The organism is Streptomyces flavochromogenes (assembly GCF_000717595.1).
Lineage (GTDB): Bacteria > Actinomycetota > Actinomycetes > Streptomycetales > Streptomycetaceae > Streptomyces > Streptomyces flavochromogenes.
In genome coordinates, this window is the sequence record NZ_JNZO01000034.1 from 19,621 (window position 1) to 35,293 (window position 15,673).

Consider the following 15,673-nt stretch of genomic DNA (forward strand, 5'->3'; position numbering starts at 1 on the left):
CAGGCGTTGGACGCGTCTGTCGAGTTCTATATCCGAACCGTCACCATGCGTACCGCCGAGGTATCCACGCGTCAAGGTCTGGACCAATCACCCCGGATGACGGGTGGATCATGGCACGCCTGCCCGATATCGGGCAGGATTCTTGCGAATCGAGACAGGTACCCCCCAATATTCATGGGTGCTCGAACGCCGCCCGTCGCACGACGACCTCATCGACCACCTGGTCCGCAGCACCGCGCTCCAGCGCGGTGAGGCCGCCCGGGTGGTACTCGATGTGCTGGCGTACTTCGACGAGACGACCGAGGAGTTCGTCCGCCGCCGACACCGCGAACTGCAGTCCGGCGGGGCCGTGAACGCGGAGATCTTCGAACGGATCTCGGCGGAACTGCCACACCGGGCCGTGGCGCCGCCGGAGCTCTCGCTCCGGCAACTGCGCCGCATCGTCTACGGCTGAGTCACGAACGAGCACGGCGAGCACGTTCACCAACCTGGAGGGGTTTCACCTTTATGTGCGGAATTGTCGGTTACATCGGAAAGCGCGACGTCGCCCCGCTGCTCCTTGAGGGCCTGGCGCGTCTGGAGTACCGGGGATACGACTCGGCCGGCATGGTCGTCACCAGCCCGAAGGCCTCCGGCCTGAAGATGGTGAAGGCCAAGGGTCGTGTCCGTGACCTGGAGGCCCGTGTCCCCAAGCGCTTCACCGGTACCACCGGCATCGCCCACACCCGCTGGGCCACCCACGGCGCGCCGAGCGACATCAACTCGCACCCGCACATGGACCCCGAGAACAAGGTCGCCGTCGTCCACAACGGCATCGTCGACAACGCCCAGGAGCTCCGCGCCAAGCTGGAGGCCGACGGCGTCGTCTTCGCCTCCGAGACGGACACCGAGGTCATCACCCACCTCATCGCCCGCTCCCAGGCCACCACCCTCGAGGAGAAGGTCCGCGAGGCGCTCAAGGTCATCGAGGGCACCTACGGCATCGCCGTGATGCACGCCGACTTCAACGACCGCATCGTCGTGGCCCGCAACGGCTCGCCGGTCATCCTCGGCATCGGCGAGAAGGAGATGCTCGTCGCCTCCGACGTCGCCGCCCTGATCGCCCACACCCGCCAGGTCGTCACCCTCGACGACGGCGAGATGGCCACCCTGAAGGCCGACGACTTCCGCACGTACACGACCTCGGGCGCGACCACCACCGCCACCCCGGAGACCGTGGAGTGGGAGGCCGCCTCGTACGACATGGGCGGTCACGACACGTTCATGCACAAGGAGATCTCCGAGCAGCCCGACGCGGTCGACCGCGTCCTGCGCGGCCGGATCGACGACCGCTTCTCCACCGTGCACCTGGGCGGCCTGAACCTGGACCCGCGCGAGGCCCGCACCATCCGCCGGATCAAGATCCTCGGCTGCGGCACCTCGTACCACGCCGGTCTCATCGGCGCCGGGCTCATCGAGTCCATGGCCCGCATCCCCGCCGACGCCGAGCCGGCCTCGGAGTTCCGCTACCGCAACCCGGTCGTGGACCCCGACACCCTCTACATCGCCGTCTCCCAGTCCGGTGAGACCTACGACGTGCTCGCCGCCGTCCAGGAGCTGAAGCGCAAGGGCGCCCGCGTCCTCGGCGTGGTCAACGTGGTCGGCTCCGCCATCGCCCGCGAGGCCGACGGCGGCGTGTACGTCCACGCCGGCCCCGAGGTCTGCGTCGTCTCCACCAAGTGCTTCACCAACACGGTCACCGCCTTCGCGCTGCTCGCCCTGCACCTGGGCCGCATCCGCGACCTGTCCGTCACCGACGGCAAGCGGATCATCGAGGGCCTGCGCAAGCTGCCCGCGCAGATCCAGGAGATCCTCGAGACCGAGGACGAGATCAAGAAGATCGCCGCGGAGTACGCCGGCGCCCAGTCGATGATGTTCATCGGCCGCGTCCGGGGCTACCCCGTCGCCCTCGAGGCCTCCCTGAAGCTCAAGGAGATCTCCTACATCCACGCCGAGGCCTACCCGGCCTCCGAGCTGAAGCACGGCCCGCTGGCCCTCATCGAGCCGGCCCTGCCGACGGTCGCGATCGTCCCCGACGACGACCTGCTCGAGAAGAACCGCGCCGCCCTGGAGGAGATCAAGGCCCGCAGCGGCCGCATCCTCGCGGTCGCGCACCAGGAGCAGGCGAAGGCCGACCACACCATCATCGTGCCGAAGAACGAGGACGAGCTGGACCCGATCCTGATGGGCATCCCGCTCCAGCTCCTCGCGTACCACACGGCGCTCGCCATGGGCCGCGACATCGACAAGCCGCGCAACCTGGCCAAGTCCGTCACGGTCGAGTAGCGGCGACCTCGGGGCCTGTCCCCCCGAGCCGCGCCGCCGGGCCTGTCCCCCGGCGGTTCGACCGGACACGAAGCGGTCCCCCCGTGCATCCCAGGTGCACGGGGGGACCGCTTTCTTTCGGGGGCTCGTTCACCTCCCGGGGTGCGACGGTCGGCGGCCGTGCGCCCCTCCGGTTCACTCGCCAGGGCCTGGAGGCGCCCCGGTCAGCTCGCCGCGGCCGCGCTGCGGTTCGCCCGGCCGAGCGCGGTCGGCCAGCCGGCCACCGCCGCCGTGGCGCCGTACCAGGCGACCAGACCCGCGACGGCCGCCACCCAGCCGCCCGCCTTCGCGAGCCCGCCGTTGTCGGCGAGCGCCCCGATGCCGAGCAGCAGGAGCGCGACGAACAACAGCCCGTACACGCCCTGTCCGAACAGTCCGCTGCCCGAGGCGGCCAGCGTCAGCGTGAGCGCCAGGAGCGCCCACAGGAGCAGGAAGACGCCCACGGCGTCGGCGGACGCCCCGCCGCCGGCCGCGGTGCCCCAGGTGAACCAGAAGGCGCCGAGCGCCGCGAACGCCGTGCCCTCACCCTTGTCGCCCGCACGGAGGGCGAGCAGACCGACGAGGAAGAGCGTCACCCCGCCGACCCAGGTGGCGAGGCCCGCGGCATCCGCTGCCGCGACGTTGTCGATGACACCGGTGCCGCCCAGGCCGAAGGCCAGCAGGGTCAGTCCGAGTGCGAGGTGGCCGAGAGTGGAAGTGGTGTTTCCCGCGGCGACTTCGTTGTTCACGGCGGGCTCCCTTCAAGTGCGCAGGTGTACTGCGTGAGCTGCTGTGTTCCAGTGACCCTTATATGCCCTTCACAAGCGCACAATTCACCTGAGGAAGGCCGAAATTATGGCGGGATGACGGCAGTTGAGGGTGAGACCTGACGGGTCGTACGGGACGGAAGGGTTCCCGTACGCGACGGAAGGCGTTGTCCCGTACGCGCCGAAGGGGTTTCTCGTACGCGCCGAACGGGTTCTCGTACGCCCTACGGGATGACGATCACGGGCCGCTGGGCGCGGCGCGCGAGACGGCCGGCCACCGAGCCGAAGATCCGGCCGACGATCCCGTGCGTGGAGCCGACCACGATCGCGTCGGCCGAGTACTCCCGGCCGACCTCCTCCAGCTCGTGGCAGATGTCGCCGCCGCGCTCGACGAGGATCCAGGGCACCTCGGAGAGGTGCTCGGCGCAGGCCAGCTCAAGACCGAGGACCTCGGTCCGGTGATCGGGCACGTCGACGAAGACGGGGGGCTCGCAGCCGGCCCACACCGTGGTGGGCAGCCTGTTGGCCACGTGCACGATGATCAGGCCCGATCCGGAACGCCTGGCCATGCCGATGGCGTACGCGAGGGCGCGCTCACTGGACGTGGAGCCGTCGAAGCCGACGACGACGCCGTGCCGGAAGGCCGGGTCGCAGGCGTGACGTGGCTGTTCGACCGCGAGGGGGTCGACCGTGGAATCGGCGACGCGCTTGCGGTCCGCGGGTTCGGGGAATTCGTGACCGGCCATCGGTGTCTCGGCGAAGAGAGTCCTCGTGGGAAGGGACGGGGAACGGAGGGGACGGAACAACGGGTGGCGGCGGAGCTGTGTCCGGGAATCATCTTCCCAAGCCCATACCCCCAAGGGTACGGCGACACTCCTCTCCTGCCCAGAGCCCGCCGTGCCACTCCCCGGCGTGCGCCCCGCTCGCGCGCGGCGTTCCAGGGAGCATGCACGAGCGGCTCGGGATCTGGCAATGCCGGTTGTGCCCTACAGGTGTCCGTACGGGGGCCAAACGGACGTCGCCGAGAGTGACCGTAACGTTCCGCTTCTCGTTGCCACAGGTCCAGCCCACCGTCGCAGGGAGACCGCCCGTGCACGCACCATCGACCGCCGCCGGCCAGACCCCCACAGCCCCCGCCGCCCCGCGCGCCACCGCGCTCGGAGGGCCCCGCGCCCGCCGCCGGGCGCCCGTCCTCCGCCCGGCCGCCGCGACCGACCCGGATCCGGGCAACGGGCGGGGAGCGTCGGGAACGGTCCCGCGCGCGGAGGCCGACGCGGGTGCGGGGGCCGGCGCGGGGACGGGTGCGACTGCGGGTGCGGGGACGGGTGCGGGAGTCGGCGGGGCCGCCTCGGACCCGACCGGTGACGTCGTCCGCTGGGCGGTCTTCTGCTGCGTACTGGTCCCGGTGGTCCTGCTCGTCTACGGCAGCTCCCTCGGCGGCGCCGCCGGGACCGCGCTCGGCCTCGCCTCGGTGACGGCGGCCTGCCGGGTGCTGCTGCGCCGCTCGGAGCGGGGGATGCGGAGCGAGGGCGTCCGCGGCAGGCGGCGCGGCTGGGACGCCCCCTAGTTTTCCGGGGGTGCAAATCGGCCCGAAACGGGGCGCCCATCGGGCCCGCCCCTCGTGGAGTTGACAGGTTCGTACACGCGAACCCATATGTTTTCAGCCAACTTCCATCCGTCGGCGAGTCCTTGGCGGAACGGTTGGCCAACCCTGGCTCCGACACCCGGAAATGCCTTGCCCCAAGGGCTCGCACCCCCCGCGTACGGGGGCGTTCGCCACCCTGCCCCTTCCCCCGGGGGCCTCCCGGGGGAAGACTTCGCGATCGATCGCTTCACGCCAAGTGGCCTTGTCGACAATCCACCGGATGGAGAACTTGTCACGCCGGCGCCACGGGACGCAGTAGATTCGATCATGGGTACCGAAGACTGGGGTCTCGTGCAAAACCGAGGGGAAACGTGCAGGAGCGACACGACCAGGGAGACGCGAACACCGAGGGGGGCTTAGCGTCATGAGCCAGGACTCCACCGCACCGGAGGCCGCACGGAAGCTGACCGGGCGCCGCCGTCGCGAAGTCGTCGCGGTGCTGCTGTTCAGCGGCGGCCCCATCTTCGAGAGCTCCATCCCGCTCTCCGTGTTCGGCATCGACCGGCAGGACGCCGGAGTGCCCCGCTACCGACTGCTCGTCTGTGCGGGCGAGGACGGACCGCTGCGGACCACCGGTGGACTCGAACTGACCGCGCCGTACGGCCTGGAGGCGATCAGCAGAGCGGGCACCGTCGTCGTGCCGGCCTGGCGGTCGATCACCTCGCCGCCACCGCCGGAGGCGCTCGAAGCACTGCGCCGTGCCCACGAGGAGGGCGCGCGGATCGTCGGTCTGTGCACCGGGGCGTTCGTCCTCGCCGCGGCCGGCCTGCTCGACGGCCGCCCGGCGACGACGCACTGGATGTACGCGCCGACGCTCGCCAAGCGCTACCCGTCGGTCCACGTGGACCCCCGGGAGCTCTTCGTCGACGACGGGGACGTGCTGACCTCCGCGGGCACGGCGGCCGGAATCGATCTGTGTCTGCACATCGTGCGGACCGACCACGGCACGGAGGCCGCGGGCGCCCTGGCGCGCCGGCTGGTCGTCCCGCCGCGGCGCAGCGGCGGTCAGGAGCGCTACCTCGACAGGTCTTTACCTGAGGAGATCGGCGCCGACCCGCTGGCCGAGGTCGTCGCCTGGGCGCTGGAGCACCTCCACGAGCAGTTCGACGTGGAGACCCTGGCTGCCCGCGCGTACATGTCACGGCGGACCTTCGACCGCCGGTTCCGCTCGCTGACCGGTTCGGCCCCCCTGCAGTGGCTGATCACCCAGCGGGTGCTGCAGGCGCAGCGGCTGCTGGAGACCTCCGACTACTCGGTCGACGAGGTCGCGGGCAGGTGCGGTTTCCGCTCGCCGGTGGCGCTGCGCGGTCACTTCCGGAGGCAGCTCGGCTCCTCGCCGGCCGCCTACCGGGCGGCGTACCGTGCGCGGCGACCGCAGGGCGATACCGCCACCGCGGTGCTCGACCCGGTCGTGCCCGCCCAGGTCGGGGCCGGAATCCGGCGCCCGGCGTCCCCGCTGGACCAGGGGAAGCCGCAGTCCGACGCCTACGCTCCGGGGCGCCCCTCGCTCCCGGGCCAGCGCAGCGCGCCGTAGGAGAAGACCGCCGCCGCCACAAGCGGCGCGACGCAGGAACGACGGGCCTTCGGGGACATCTCCCCCGGGGGCCCGTCGGCGTGCGCCCCGGCACTCCGTTCCTCCCGTGTCCGGCCCGCCGAAGCCCCGCGCCGGCCGCCGGTGCCCTGGATCTGCGCCGGCCGCCGCCGCCCGTGCGGGCACGACGCGGGCCCGGCGGCGACTCGGCCCGCTCCGACACGGGGAAGAGCCCCTAAGGTGGACGCATGAACGATCGCATGGTGTGGATCGACTGCGAGATGACCGGGCTCTCGCTGACGGACGACGCACTCATCGAGGTGGCCGCACTGGTCACCGACTCGGAACTGAACGTGCTCGGCGACGGGGTGGACATCGTGATCCGTCCGCCGGACACGGCCCTGGAGACCATGCCCGAGATCGTGCGCCAGATGCACACGACCTCGGGGCTGCTCGACGCGCTCGCCGACGGCACGACGCTCGCCGACGCGGAGGCCCAGGTCCTCGCGTACATCCGCGAGCACGTCAAGGAGCCCGGCAAGGCGCCCCTGTGCGGAAACTCGGTCTCCACGGACCGCGGCTTCCTCGCCCGGGACATGCCCGCCCTGGAGAGCCACCTGCACTACCGGATCGTCGATGTCTCCTCGGTCAAGGAGCTGGCCCGCCGCTGGTACCCGAGGGCGTACTTCAACAGTCCGGAGAAGAACGGCAACCACCGGGCGCTCGCCGACATCCGCGAGTCCATCGCGGAGCTGCGCTACTACCGCGAGGCGGTCTTCGTCCCGCAGCCCGGCCCCGACTCGGAGACCGCGAAGCAGATCGCGGCCCGGCACGTCGTACCCGCCGAATAATCCCCTTCGCGCAGGGCCGCTCGTGCCCGCACATCAATGCGGGCGCGAGCACCCTCCAGGACCCTGTAGACTTCTTCTCGGCCGGTCAGGGAAACCTTCGGGAAAACCGCCGGTCATGGTGGGTATAGCTCAGATGGTAGAGCACCTGGTTGTGGTCCAGGATGTCGCGGGTTCGAGTCCCGTTACTCACCCTGTCGGTTCAGGCCCCGGTTCGTTTCGAACCGGGGCCTGAGTCGTTCCCGGCCCACGGCCCCTGGCTACGTTCCCGGTGTGCAGGTGAGGTCCGGGGGCGGGTTGGTGCCGGTCCAGGTGCCGTTGAAGCCGAAGGCGGTCGAGCCGGCCGCGGGGAGCGCCGCGTTGTACGCGAGGTGGGTGGCCGTCACCTCCGCCGCGGTCTGCGTCACCGTCGCGTTCCACGCCTGGGTCACCCGCTGGCCCGCGGGCTGGGTCCAGCGGACGGTCCAGCCGTTCAGCGGGGTCGTACCCGTGTTCCGGAGGGTGACCTGGGCCGTGAAGCCGCCCGTCCACTGACTGGTGACGGCGTATGTGACGGAACACACACCCGGGGTGGGTGGGGTCGCCGGGGCGAGGGTCTCGGCGATCCCGGCGTACGCGGGCTTGGGCTGGAGGTTCTCGTCGTACGGCGTCGCCGCGCCCTGGCCCGGGAAGAAGTCCGGGATCCAGGAGTCGGAGTCGGTGAAGCCCCAGACGGTGACGCCCGCGCAGCGGGTGACGGCGAGGCAGGCGCGCAGGACGGAGGCGTAGTCCGCCTTCTGCTGGGCGAGCTTCGCGGCCGTGGCCGGCAGGGTCGTCCTGATGTCGAGTTCGGTGATCGCCACGTCCACGCCGAGCTCGGCGAAGCGGCGCAGGTTCGCCTCCAGGGAGGCGGGGACCTGCCCGAGGACCAGATGGGCCTGGAAGCCGACCCCGTCCACCGGGACGCCCTGTGCGAGGAGCCGCTTCACCAGGGCGTACATGCCGTCGCTCTTCGCTCCGACGGCGTCGGTCGAGTAGTCGTTGAGGTAGAGCTTCGCGGCCGGGTCTGCGGCGCGGGCCGCGCGGAAGGCGTCCGCGATGTACGACTCGCCGAGGGCCGCGCCCCAGAGGGACGGGCGCAGGGTGCCGTCCTCGGCGAGCGGTTCGTTGACGACGTCCCAGTGGTCGATCCGGCCCTTGTAGCGGCCGGCCTCCGCGGTGACGTGGTCGGTCATGAGGGTGCGCAGCTGGGCGGCGGTCCAGCTGCCGCCGGTGAGCCAGCCGGGGAGCTGGCTGTGCCAGACGAGGGTGTGGCCGCGCACCCGCTGGCCGTGGGCCTCGGCGAAGGCGACGACGCGGTCGGCGCCGGTCCAGTCGTGGGTGCCCCTGGTGGGCTCCACGGAGTCCCACTTCATCTCGTTGCCGGGGGTGAGTGAGCCGAACTGGGCCCCGGCGACGTCCGCGTATCCGCCGGTGAGCCTCCCGGCGGTGACGGCGCTGCCGAGGTAGACGCCGTGCGCCTCGGCGAGGTCCCGCAGCGGGGTGTCGGCGGCGGAGGCGGGGCCGGCGGTGGTGAGGACGGCGGCGAGCAGGGCCGCGCCGGTGATCAGGCGACGGAGCATGTCGTCCCTCCGAGGGTGAAGGCGGCCGGTACGGGGTTGGTGCCGGTCCAGGTGCCGGTGAAGCCGAAGGAGGCGGAGGCGCCGGCGGCGACGGAGCCGTTCCAGCCGGCGTTCCGGGAGGTGACGGCGGTGCCGGACTGGGTCGGGGCCGCGTTCCACATCTGGCCGATCCGCTGCCCGGCGGGGTACTCCCAGCCGAGGGCCCAGCCGGTCCAGGCGGTGGTGGAGGTGTTGGTGAGGGTGACGTCGGCCTGGAAGCCGCCCTGCCACTGGTTGGTGACCTTGTAGGCGACCTTGCAGGCGCCTCCGGCCGGGGGTGTGCCCGGGTCGGTGCCGCCGTCGCCGCCGCCGGTCTCGCTCGTGTCGCCGTAGACGATGCCGCGGCCGTTGGTGGAGACGTACACGCGGCCGTAGACACGCGGGTCGCCGGTGATCGCACCGCCGGTCCAGCCCCACTGGTGGGCGTCGTCGTTGACGCGGACCCAGCTCGTGCCCGCGTCGGTGGAGCGGAAGATGCCGCGTACGCCGCCGATCTTCGCGCTGGTGAAGAGGGTGGGGTACGCGGCTCCCGGGGCGGCCTTGCCGAAGCCGACGGTGTCGGCCTGCTCGACGCCGGAGACCCTGGTGAAGGTGGCGCCGCCGTCGGTGGAGTGCCAGAGGCCGTAGGCGGCGTCGGGGGCGCCGCCGGAGAGCCAGATGTCGCCCTTCCTGCCGGGGACGGCCTTGAAGCGGGCGTCGCCCTTGGCGGGGAGGCCGCCGGCGCGGGCGGTGAAGGTCGCGCCGCCGTCCGTACTGGCGTAGAAGGTGCCGTCCTTGAAGCCGTAGAAGGTCTTCGGGTCGACGCGGTCGGACTCGACCGTGGCACCGGCGGGGATGCCCGTGGAGGCGGTCCAGGCGCCTCCGGTGCCGGTGTGGACTCCGGTGCCGTCCGGGCTCCAGACGAACCGGCCGCCGTCGGCGGAGACGGCGACGGTGCCGCCGCCGGTGACGCCCGAAGGTTCCTGTCCTGCGGACCAGTTGGCGCCGTTGTCGGTGGAGAAGGCGACGCGCGGGCCGCCGTCGAGGTGACCGGCCCGCACGACGGAGTCCGGCTTGGTCTCCGCGAAGTCGACGCTGGTGGTGGAGGTGAAGTCGGGGCCGGTGAACATCATCGAGGGGACCGTGGTGAGGTCCGTGTGCCGGAAGCCGCCGATGTCGCCGAGGGCGCTGATCAGCGGGGCGCCGGAGGGCGGCGAGGCGAGGTCGAGGACCGCGGTCTCCTCAAGTCCCTTCACCATGGGGCGGATGGTGAAGTTCGTGCCCGTGTCCCACTTGGCGAGCTCGGTGGTGCCGTAGATCGTGGCCCCGGTGCCGTACATCATGCGGTTCGAGTCGAAGGGGTCGATCTCCAGGGCCTCGGTCATCCAGCCGAGCTTCGGGGTCTGTTCGGGCGGGGCCGGGTCGTCGCCCCAGGTCAGCCAGGGCACGGAGGAGACGTCCATCGTGTAGCGGTTGGCGCGGTTCGGGTACGAGGTGTAGTCCCAGGCCCTGGTCCAGCTGCCGCCGCTGTCGGTGGAGCGGAAGATCTGGGTGTCGGGGTACCAGGAGCTGTAGCCGGAGACCATGACGGTGCCGGGGTGCTGCCGGTCGACGGTGAGGCCGCCGAAGCCGTAGTAGGTGTCGGCCTCGGCGACGGGGCTGATGTCCGTCCAGGTGCCGGTGGCGGTGGCGTACCGCCAGACCTGGCCCCTGCCGCCGTCGTACGGGCCGGCGGTGTCGCTGTACGCGAGGTAGAGGTAGCCGTTCTCGGCGTCGAGGACGCCCTTGTGGGCGAGGTACCCGGTGGGCTGGCCGGGGAGCCGGGTCCAGGTGGCGCCCGCGTCGGTGGAGCGGTAGACGGCGTTCTGCTTGTCGGCGACGCCGACGTAGACGGTGCTGGTGGCGCTGCCCGCCGTACCGGTGGACTCGTCGAAGGTCACCCAGACGATGCCCTGTTCGTCGGAGTTGTAGCCGCTGGTGTCGGTCGGGTCCTGCTGGTGGTTGCCGGGGTTGGTGAAGGAGGTGACCTTCGACCAGGTGACGCCGGAGTCGGTGGAGCGCCAGAGGCCGTTGCCGCTGGGGGTGCCGAGGTAGAGGACGCTGTTCCGGTGCGGGTCGACGGCGAGGCGTTCTCCCATCCCGCGGCCCGGCATGTTGCCGCCGAGCTTGAAGGGGAGGTCGGTGCGCTGCCAGGTGGCACCGCGGTCGGCGGAGCGGAGGACGGCGCCGTTGCCGGGGTCCCAGTCGTTCGTGTACGTGCCGACGGCGGCGTACACCCGGTCGGGGTCCACGCCGTCGGAGGCGAGGCCGACGACACCGGTGTGGCCCCAGTGGTCCCAGTCGACGGAGTCGAGAAGCGGGGTCCAGGAGGCGGTGGCCTGGTTCCAGCGGTAGGCGCCGCCGATGTCGGTGCGGGCGTAGACGAGGTTCTTCTCGGTCCGGTTGAAGACGATGCCGGGGACGAAGCCGCCGCCGTCGATCCGGACGTTCCTCCAGGTGTACGAGGAGGCGGCCGCGGCGGCTTCCGGTGGGGCGGCCGTGGCCGGTGCCGCTCCGGTGAGGGGGGCCGCCAGGAGACCGGCGGTGAGGGCGAGCCCCGCGAGGACATGTCGTGTGCTGCGCATGGGGGATCCCGTCGAAGATTGAATGGGAGCGCTCCCACTATTGAGCCGGTGTCAGAACACGGTCAAGGTCCGGGAATCGTCGAAGACGTTCGACGGGGGTCGAGCCGCCGCGGAGCCCCGTACGCGATCGAGCGCTTCGCCCGACGGCGCGCGGACACAGGGGTGCGCGCCCCGGCCGGGAGGTGGGGTGTCTCCGGCCGGGGCGCGCGGTGTGGGGGGCGCGATGGCTCCTGGGTGCGGACCGACTGGTCCAAGCACCTACTTGTAGGCGGCGAAGGCCTTCGTGAAGGCCAGCGGCTGCTGGAGGATCGAGGAGCAGGTGGCGTCGGCGCGGTTGACGGCGCCGTCCGGGCACTGCTTGTCCCGGGTCGAGGACCACATCGAGAGCCAGCCGATGCCCTTGGACTTCGCGAACTCGACGAGCTGGGTGGCGTCGTCGACCTTGAAGATCTCGCTCAGGACGTCGTTGACGCCGATCATCGGGGTGACGGCGACGGCCTTCCAGGCCGCCGCGTCGGAGAGCCCGAGGACCCCCTTGATCTGTGCCTGGGTCGCGGTCGCGGCCTGGATGGCGTACGTGCCCATGTCGCCGCTGTAGGCCGGCCCGTAGTCCATCGCCATGATGTTGACGGCGTCGATGCGGACCCCGTTGCGCTTGGCGTCGGCGAGCAGGTCGACGCCCGGCTGGGTCAGGCCCTCGGGCATGACCGGCAGGGTGAAGGAGACGTTCAGCCCGGGGTGGGACTTCTGGAGCTGGGCGATCGCCTGCGAGCGGCGGGTGTTGGCGGCGGTGTCCGGCAGGGCCGCGCCCTCGACGTCGAAGTCGACCTTGGTCAGCTTGTACTGATCGATGACCTTGCCGTACGCGGCGGCCAGCGCCGAGGACGAGGAGCAGTTCAGGGCCAGCTCGTGCCCGGCGGCGCCGCCGAAGGAGACCCGGACGTCGCCGCCCTTGGCGCGCAGGGCGCCTATCTGGGCGGCCACCTTGTCGTTCGCCAGGTCCGTGACCCCGCCCCACAGCGGGGCGCAGGAGCCGCCGGAGGTGATGAAGGCGAGGTTGAACTCCTTCACGCCGGTGGCGTCGGCGGTCGCGAGGAGGTCGTACGCCGGGTAGAGCGAGGTGTCGACGTAGGGGGCGTACCCGGCGGCGGTGACGGGCCCGCCGGTCGCGGTCGCCGTGGGCGTCGGGGTGGGGGTGGCCGTGGGCTTCGGGGGCACCGTGGTGGTGGCGGTGGGGGTCGGCCTGGGGCTCGTGGTGGCCGTGGCGGTGGCCGTCGGCTTCGGGGTCGACGTGGGAGAGGGGGCGGTCGTGGTGGGGCGGCCGCTGGGGGTGGGGGTGGCGCCTCCGGCGGAGCAGGCCGCCTTGTTGATCAGGCAGTTCGAGGGGTCGCCGGCCTGTCCGGCGGCGGAGGTGACGAAGCCGACGGTGACGGACTGGCCGGGCGCGAGCCGCTTGTTCCAGTCGGCGGGCTTCACGGTGACGTGGCCGCCGGAGACGGTGTGCTCGCCGTTCCAGAGGGAGCCGATGGTCGTGCCGGCCGGGAGGTCGAACTCCAGGGTCCAGTCGGACTGTGCGGCCGAGGTCTCGTTGGTGACGACGTACTGCCCGGTGTAGCCACCGGTCCAGGAGCTGGTCCTGGTGTACGCGGCGCCGACCGCGGCGGCCTGGGCCGTACCCGTGAGCGCGAACGCGGCGCCGCCGACGACCGCGGCGGCGACGACCGCCCCGACGACCTTGGTCCTGGTGCTCGCCCTGCGCCGGTGCGAACTGGTGCCCATCGCGTGCCTGCCTCTGCGTGCTGGGGGGTGGGGAAGGGGTGCGGCAGCAAGCTAGCGACTGGAGAACGGACAAACCGGCGTCCGGGGACACCGGTGGGGATCCTTAGGCTCCGCTTAAGGAAGGCATCGGAACCACGAAAGGTTGGGAGCGGCCGGCCCCGGGCCGGGGCGTGGGCCCGGCGGGAAGTGCGGCCGACGCGGGACCGGGCGGGCGGGCCCGCGCCTGCCCGGCGGGCGGCCGACGCCGACAGCCCTCGGCGACCCGGTGGTGGTCCGGTACCGTCAACCCTCGGCGACCCGGCGGTGGTCCGGTGCCGTCAGCCCTCGGCGGCCCGGCGGTGGTCCGGTGCCGTCAGCCCTCGGCGGCCCGGCGGGTGCCGGTTCCCCCGCGCCGGCGGCGGGCCGGGCGGTGACCGCGGCGGCCGGTCGCGCCGCCCGTACGGCGCCCGTCGAGGCCGATCCAGATCCGGACCTCCGTACCGCCCAGCACCGAGTGCCCGATGCGGACGTCGCCGCCGGTGGTCTCCGCCATCCGCCGCACGATGTCCAGGCCGAGGCCCGTGGAGCCGTCCCGGGCCCCGCTGTTGCCCCGGGCGAGGGCGGCGGCCGGGTCGGCGATGCCGGGGCCCGCGTCGGAGACGAGGACGATGACGGCGTCCTCGCCGTTGTGGACGTCGATCGAGAAGGCCGTGCCCTCGGAGGTGTGCCGGAAGACGTTGCCGAGCAACGCGTCGAGCGCGGCGACGAGTTCGGGGCGGGCGACCGGGATGCGGACCGGGCGCTCGACGCCCGCGACCCGCACCCGGCGGCCCTCGTCCTCGGCGAGCGCCGACCAGAACTCCATGCGCTCGCGCACCACTTCGGCGGCGTCGCAGCCCGCGCCGGGTCCGGTCGCCTGCGTCTGCGGCTTCGCGTCCCGGGCGGTCCTGATGATGATGTCGACCTCGCGCTCCAGCTGCTCGACGGCCGCGCGGGTCTGCTCGGCGGCCGGGCCCGAGCCCAGCGAGGCCGCGTTCAGCCGGAGCACGGTGAGCGGGGTGCGGAGCCGGTGGGAGAGGTCGGCTGCCAGTTCCCGTTCGTTGGCGAGGAGCTGGACGACCTGGTCGGCCATCGAGTTGAACGCGACGGCGGCCGACTTGAGTTCGGGCGGCCCCTCCTCGGGGACGCGTGCGCCGAGCCTGCCCTCGCCGAGCTCGTGGGCGGCGCCCGCGAGCCGCTGCGCGGGCTGGACCATCCGGACGCCGAGCCGGTCGGCGACGGCGACGGAGCCGACGATCAGGGCGATGCCGACCCCGGCGAGGACCAGCCACGCGGTGGCGACACCGTTGGACACCTCGCCCTCGGGGACGAAGAGTTCGACGACGGCGACCTCGCCGCTGCTGAGCGCGGTGGGCTGGAGCAGCGCGAAGCCGCCCGGCACCTCGGCGATGGACGCCCGGCCGAGCCGGCGGGTGGCGGAGAGCTCCTCCTCGCCGGCCCGCCGCGTGCCGATCTCCAGGCCCGGGTCGCCGGGTTCGGCGGCCGGTACATGGACAGCGAGCCGCCCGGCGGCCCCGTCCTCGGTGGTGGCGACGGCCTTGTCGAGCTCGTCACGGTCGGTGGTGATGGCGAGTACGGGGGCGAGACCCGCGGCCCGCCGTTCGGCGTTGGAGAACGCCCGGTCGCGGGCCATCTCCTTGACGACGAGCCCGAGGGGTACGGCGAAGGCGACGACGACCATGGCGGTGACGGCGAGCGACACCTTGACGAGCGCCCATCTCACGGCTGCGGCTCCCGGGGCGGCTCCAGCTTCACGCCGACGCCGCGCAGGGTGTGCAGATAGCGGGGCCGGGCGGCCGTCTCGCCCAATTTCCGCCGCAGCCATGACAGATGTACGTCGATGGTCTGGTCGTCCCCGTACGACTGCTGCCACACCTCGGCGAGCAGCTCCTTGCGCGGGACGACGACCCCGGGCCGCCCCGCGAGGAAGGCGAGCAGGTCGAACTCGCGCCGGGTCAGGTCCAGGGGCGCCCCGTCGAGTTCCGCCTGGCGGCGCAGCGGGTCGACGGTGAGCCCGCCGACCCGGATCACCCGCGGCGGCGGTGCCTCGCCCGTGGCGGACCGGGCCCGGCGCAGGACGGCGGCCATCCGGGCCGAGAGGTGGTCGACCGAGAACGGCTTCACGAGGTAGTCGTCGGCGCCCGCGTGGAGGAGCCGTACGATCTCCGCCTCGTCGTCCCGGGCGGTCGCGATGATCACCGGTACGTCGGTGATCCCGCGCAGCATCTTGAGCGCCTCCGACCCGTCCAGATCGGGCAGTCCGAGGTCCAGGATGACCACGTCGAACCTGAAATGGGCGACCTCGCGCAACGCCTCCAGAGCCGTACCGACGCTCCGTACCGTGTGGGAGGCCTCGGAAAGCCGGCGGATGAGGGCGGAGCGCACGAACTGGTCGTCCTCGACCACGAGCACACTTGCCATGGGCCGCACCGTACGCCATTCGGGGGAAGGTGAGGCAAGGAGCACCCTGCGGTGAGG

Annotated in this window: 12 protein-coding genes and 1 tRNA gene; 6 read left to right on the forward strand and 7 right to left on the reverse strand. The window is 72.2% G+C overall.

Annotated elements, in window-relative coordinates; all coding sequences use genetic code 11:
• Window positions 1-178: 178 nt before the first annotated feature.
• Together IF00_RS0133805 and glmS are read left to right on the forward strand one after the other, a co-directional pair.
• A complete protein-coding gene (locus IF00_RS0133805; RefSeq protein WP_030324756.1) occupies window positions 179-454 on the forward strand; it encodes a hypothetical protein in 276 nt (91 codons plus the stop codon).
• A gap of 53 nt (window positions 455-507) precedes the next feature.
• Complete coding sequence (gene glmS / locus IF00_RS0133810) at window positions 508-2,325, forward strand: glutamine--fructose-6-phosphate transaminase (isomerizing) (RefSeq protein ID WP_030324758.1); 1,818 nt, start codon at window positions 508-510, stop codon at window positions 2,323-2,325.
• A 203-nt stretch (window positions 2,326-2,528) separates the two neighbouring features.
• On the opposite strand, the gene IF00_RS0133815 is transcribed toward glmS, so the two are convergent.
• Both IF00_RS0133815 and IF00_RS0133820 read right to left on the reverse strand, forming a co-directional pair.
• The gene (locus IF00_RS0133815; protein ID WP_030324766.1) at window positions 2,529-3,092 is read right to left on the reverse strand and encodes a GPR1/FUN34/YaaH family transporter; all 564 of its coding nucleotides are present in this window, start codon (window positions 3,090-3,092) and stop codon (window positions 2,529-2,531) included.
• Window positions 3,093-3,334: 242 nt separating this feature from the next.
• Window positions 3,335-3,856, reverse strand: a complete 522-nt coding sequence (locus IF00_RS0133820) for a universal stress protein (protein ID WP_015033782.1) — start codon at window positions 3,854-3,856, stop codon at window positions 3,335-3,337.
• Window positions 3,857-4,200: 344 nt separating this feature from the next.
• Here IF00_RS0133820 and IF00_RS45820 point away from each other — a divergent pair, with 344 nt between their 5' ends.
• From IF00_RS45820 to IF00_RS0133840, 4 genes are all read left to right on the forward strand, one after another.
• Complete coding sequence (locus tag IF00_RS45820; RefSeq protein WP_030324767.1) at window positions 4,201-4,677, forward strand: hypothetical protein; 477 nt, start codon at window positions 4,201-4,203, stop codon at window positions 4,675-4,677.
• Window positions 4,678-5,119: 442 nt separating this feature from the next.
• A complete protein-coding gene (locus IF00_RS0133830; protein WP_030324769.1) occupies window positions 5,120-6,289 on the forward strand; it encodes a helix-turn-helix domain-containing protein in 1,170 nt (389 codons plus the stop codon).
• Between the two features lie 245 nt (window positions 6,290-6,534).
• Window positions 6,535-7,137, forward strand: a complete 603-nt coding sequence (gene orn / locus IF00_RS0133835; RefSeq protein ID WP_030324774.1) for an oligoribonuclease — start codon at window positions 6,535-6,537, stop codon at window positions 7,135-7,137.
• A 118-nt stretch (window positions 7,138-7,255) separates the two neighbouring features.
• Window positions 7,256-7,328: transfer RNA gene (locus tag IF00_RS0133840), tRNA-His, on the forward strand.
• A gap of 66 nt (window positions 7,329-7,394) precedes the next feature.
• On the opposite strand, the gene IF00_RS0133845 is transcribed toward IF00_RS0133840, so the two are convergent.
• The 5 genes from IF00_RS0133845 to IF00_RS0133865 form a co-directional block, all read right to left on the reverse strand.
• Window positions 7,395-8,735, reverse strand: coding sequence for an endo-1,4-beta-xylanase (locus IF00_RS0133845; RefSeq protein WP_037639688.1), 1,341 nt, complete (start codon window positions 8,733-8,735; stop codon window positions 7,395-7,397).
• On the reverse strand, window positions 8,720-11,377 hold the full coding sequence (locus IF00_RS0133850) for a cellulose binding domain-containing protein (RefSeq protein WP_030324778.1): 2,658 nt from the start codon (window positions 11,375-11,377) through the stop codon (window positions 8,720-8,722). The genes IF00_RS0133845 and IF00_RS0133850 overlap by 16 nt, the downstream gene beginning before the upstream one ends.
• Before the next feature lie 258 nt (window positions 11,378-11,635).
• The gene (locus IF00_RS0133855) at window positions 11,636-13,156 is read right to left on the reverse strand and encodes a glycoside hydrolase family 18 protein (protein ID WP_030324780.1); all 1,521 of its coding nucleotides are present in this window, start codon (window positions 13,154-13,156) and stop codon (window positions 11,636-11,638) included.
• A 352-nt stretch (window positions 13,157-13,508) separates the two neighbouring features.
• Window positions 13,509-14,918, reverse strand: a complete 1,410-nt coding sequence (locus IF00_RS0133860) for a sensor histidine kinase (RefSeq protein ID WP_030324781.1) — start codon at window positions 14,916-14,918, stop codon at window positions 13,509-13,511.
• The gene (locus IF00_RS0133865; protein ID WP_030324782.1) at window positions 14,915-15,616 is read right to left on the reverse strand and encodes a response regulator transcription factor; all 702 of its coding nucleotides are present in this window, start codon (window positions 15,614-15,616) and stop codon (window positions 14,915-14,917) included. The genes IF00_RS0133860 and IF00_RS0133865 overlap by 4 nt, the downstream gene beginning before the upstream one ends.
• Window positions 15,617-15,673: the final 57 nt, after the last annotated feature.

Excerpts from the sequence above, each read along its gene's own strand:
- glmS (WP_030324758.1), top strand. The coding sequence starts at position 508 with ATGTGCGGAATTGTCGGTTACATCGGAAAGCGCGACGTCGCCCCGCTG.
- IF00_RS0133820 (WP_015033782.1), bottom strand. The coding sequence starts at position 3,856 with ATGGCCGGTCACGAATTCCCCGAACCCGCGGACCGCAAGCGCGTCGCC.
- IF00_RS0133830 (WP_030324769.1), top strand. The coding sequence starts at position 5,120 with ATGAGCCAGGACTCCACCGCACCGGAGGCCGCACGGAAGCTGACCGGG.
- orn (WP_030324774.1), top strand. The coding sequence starts at position 6,535 with ATGAACGATCGCATGGTGTGGATCGACTGCGAGATGACCGGGCTCTCG.
- IF00_RS0133845 (WP_037639688.1), bottom strand. The coding sequence starts at position 8,735 with ATGCTCCGTCGCCTGATCACCGGCGCGGCCCTGCTCGCCGCCGTCCTC.
- IF00_RS0133850 (WP_030324778.1), bottom strand. The coding sequence starts at position 11,377 with ATGCGCAGCACACGACATGTCCTCGCGGGGCTCGCCCTCACCGCCGGT.
- IF00_RS0133855 (WP_030324780.1), bottom strand. The coding sequence starts at position 13,156 with ATGGGCACCAGTTCGCACCGGCGCAGGGCGAGCACCAGGACCAAGGTC.
- IF00_RS0133865 (WP_030324782.1), bottom strand. The coding sequence starts at position 15,616 with ATGGCAAGTGTGCTCGTGGTCGAGGACGACCAGTTCGTGCGCTCCGCC.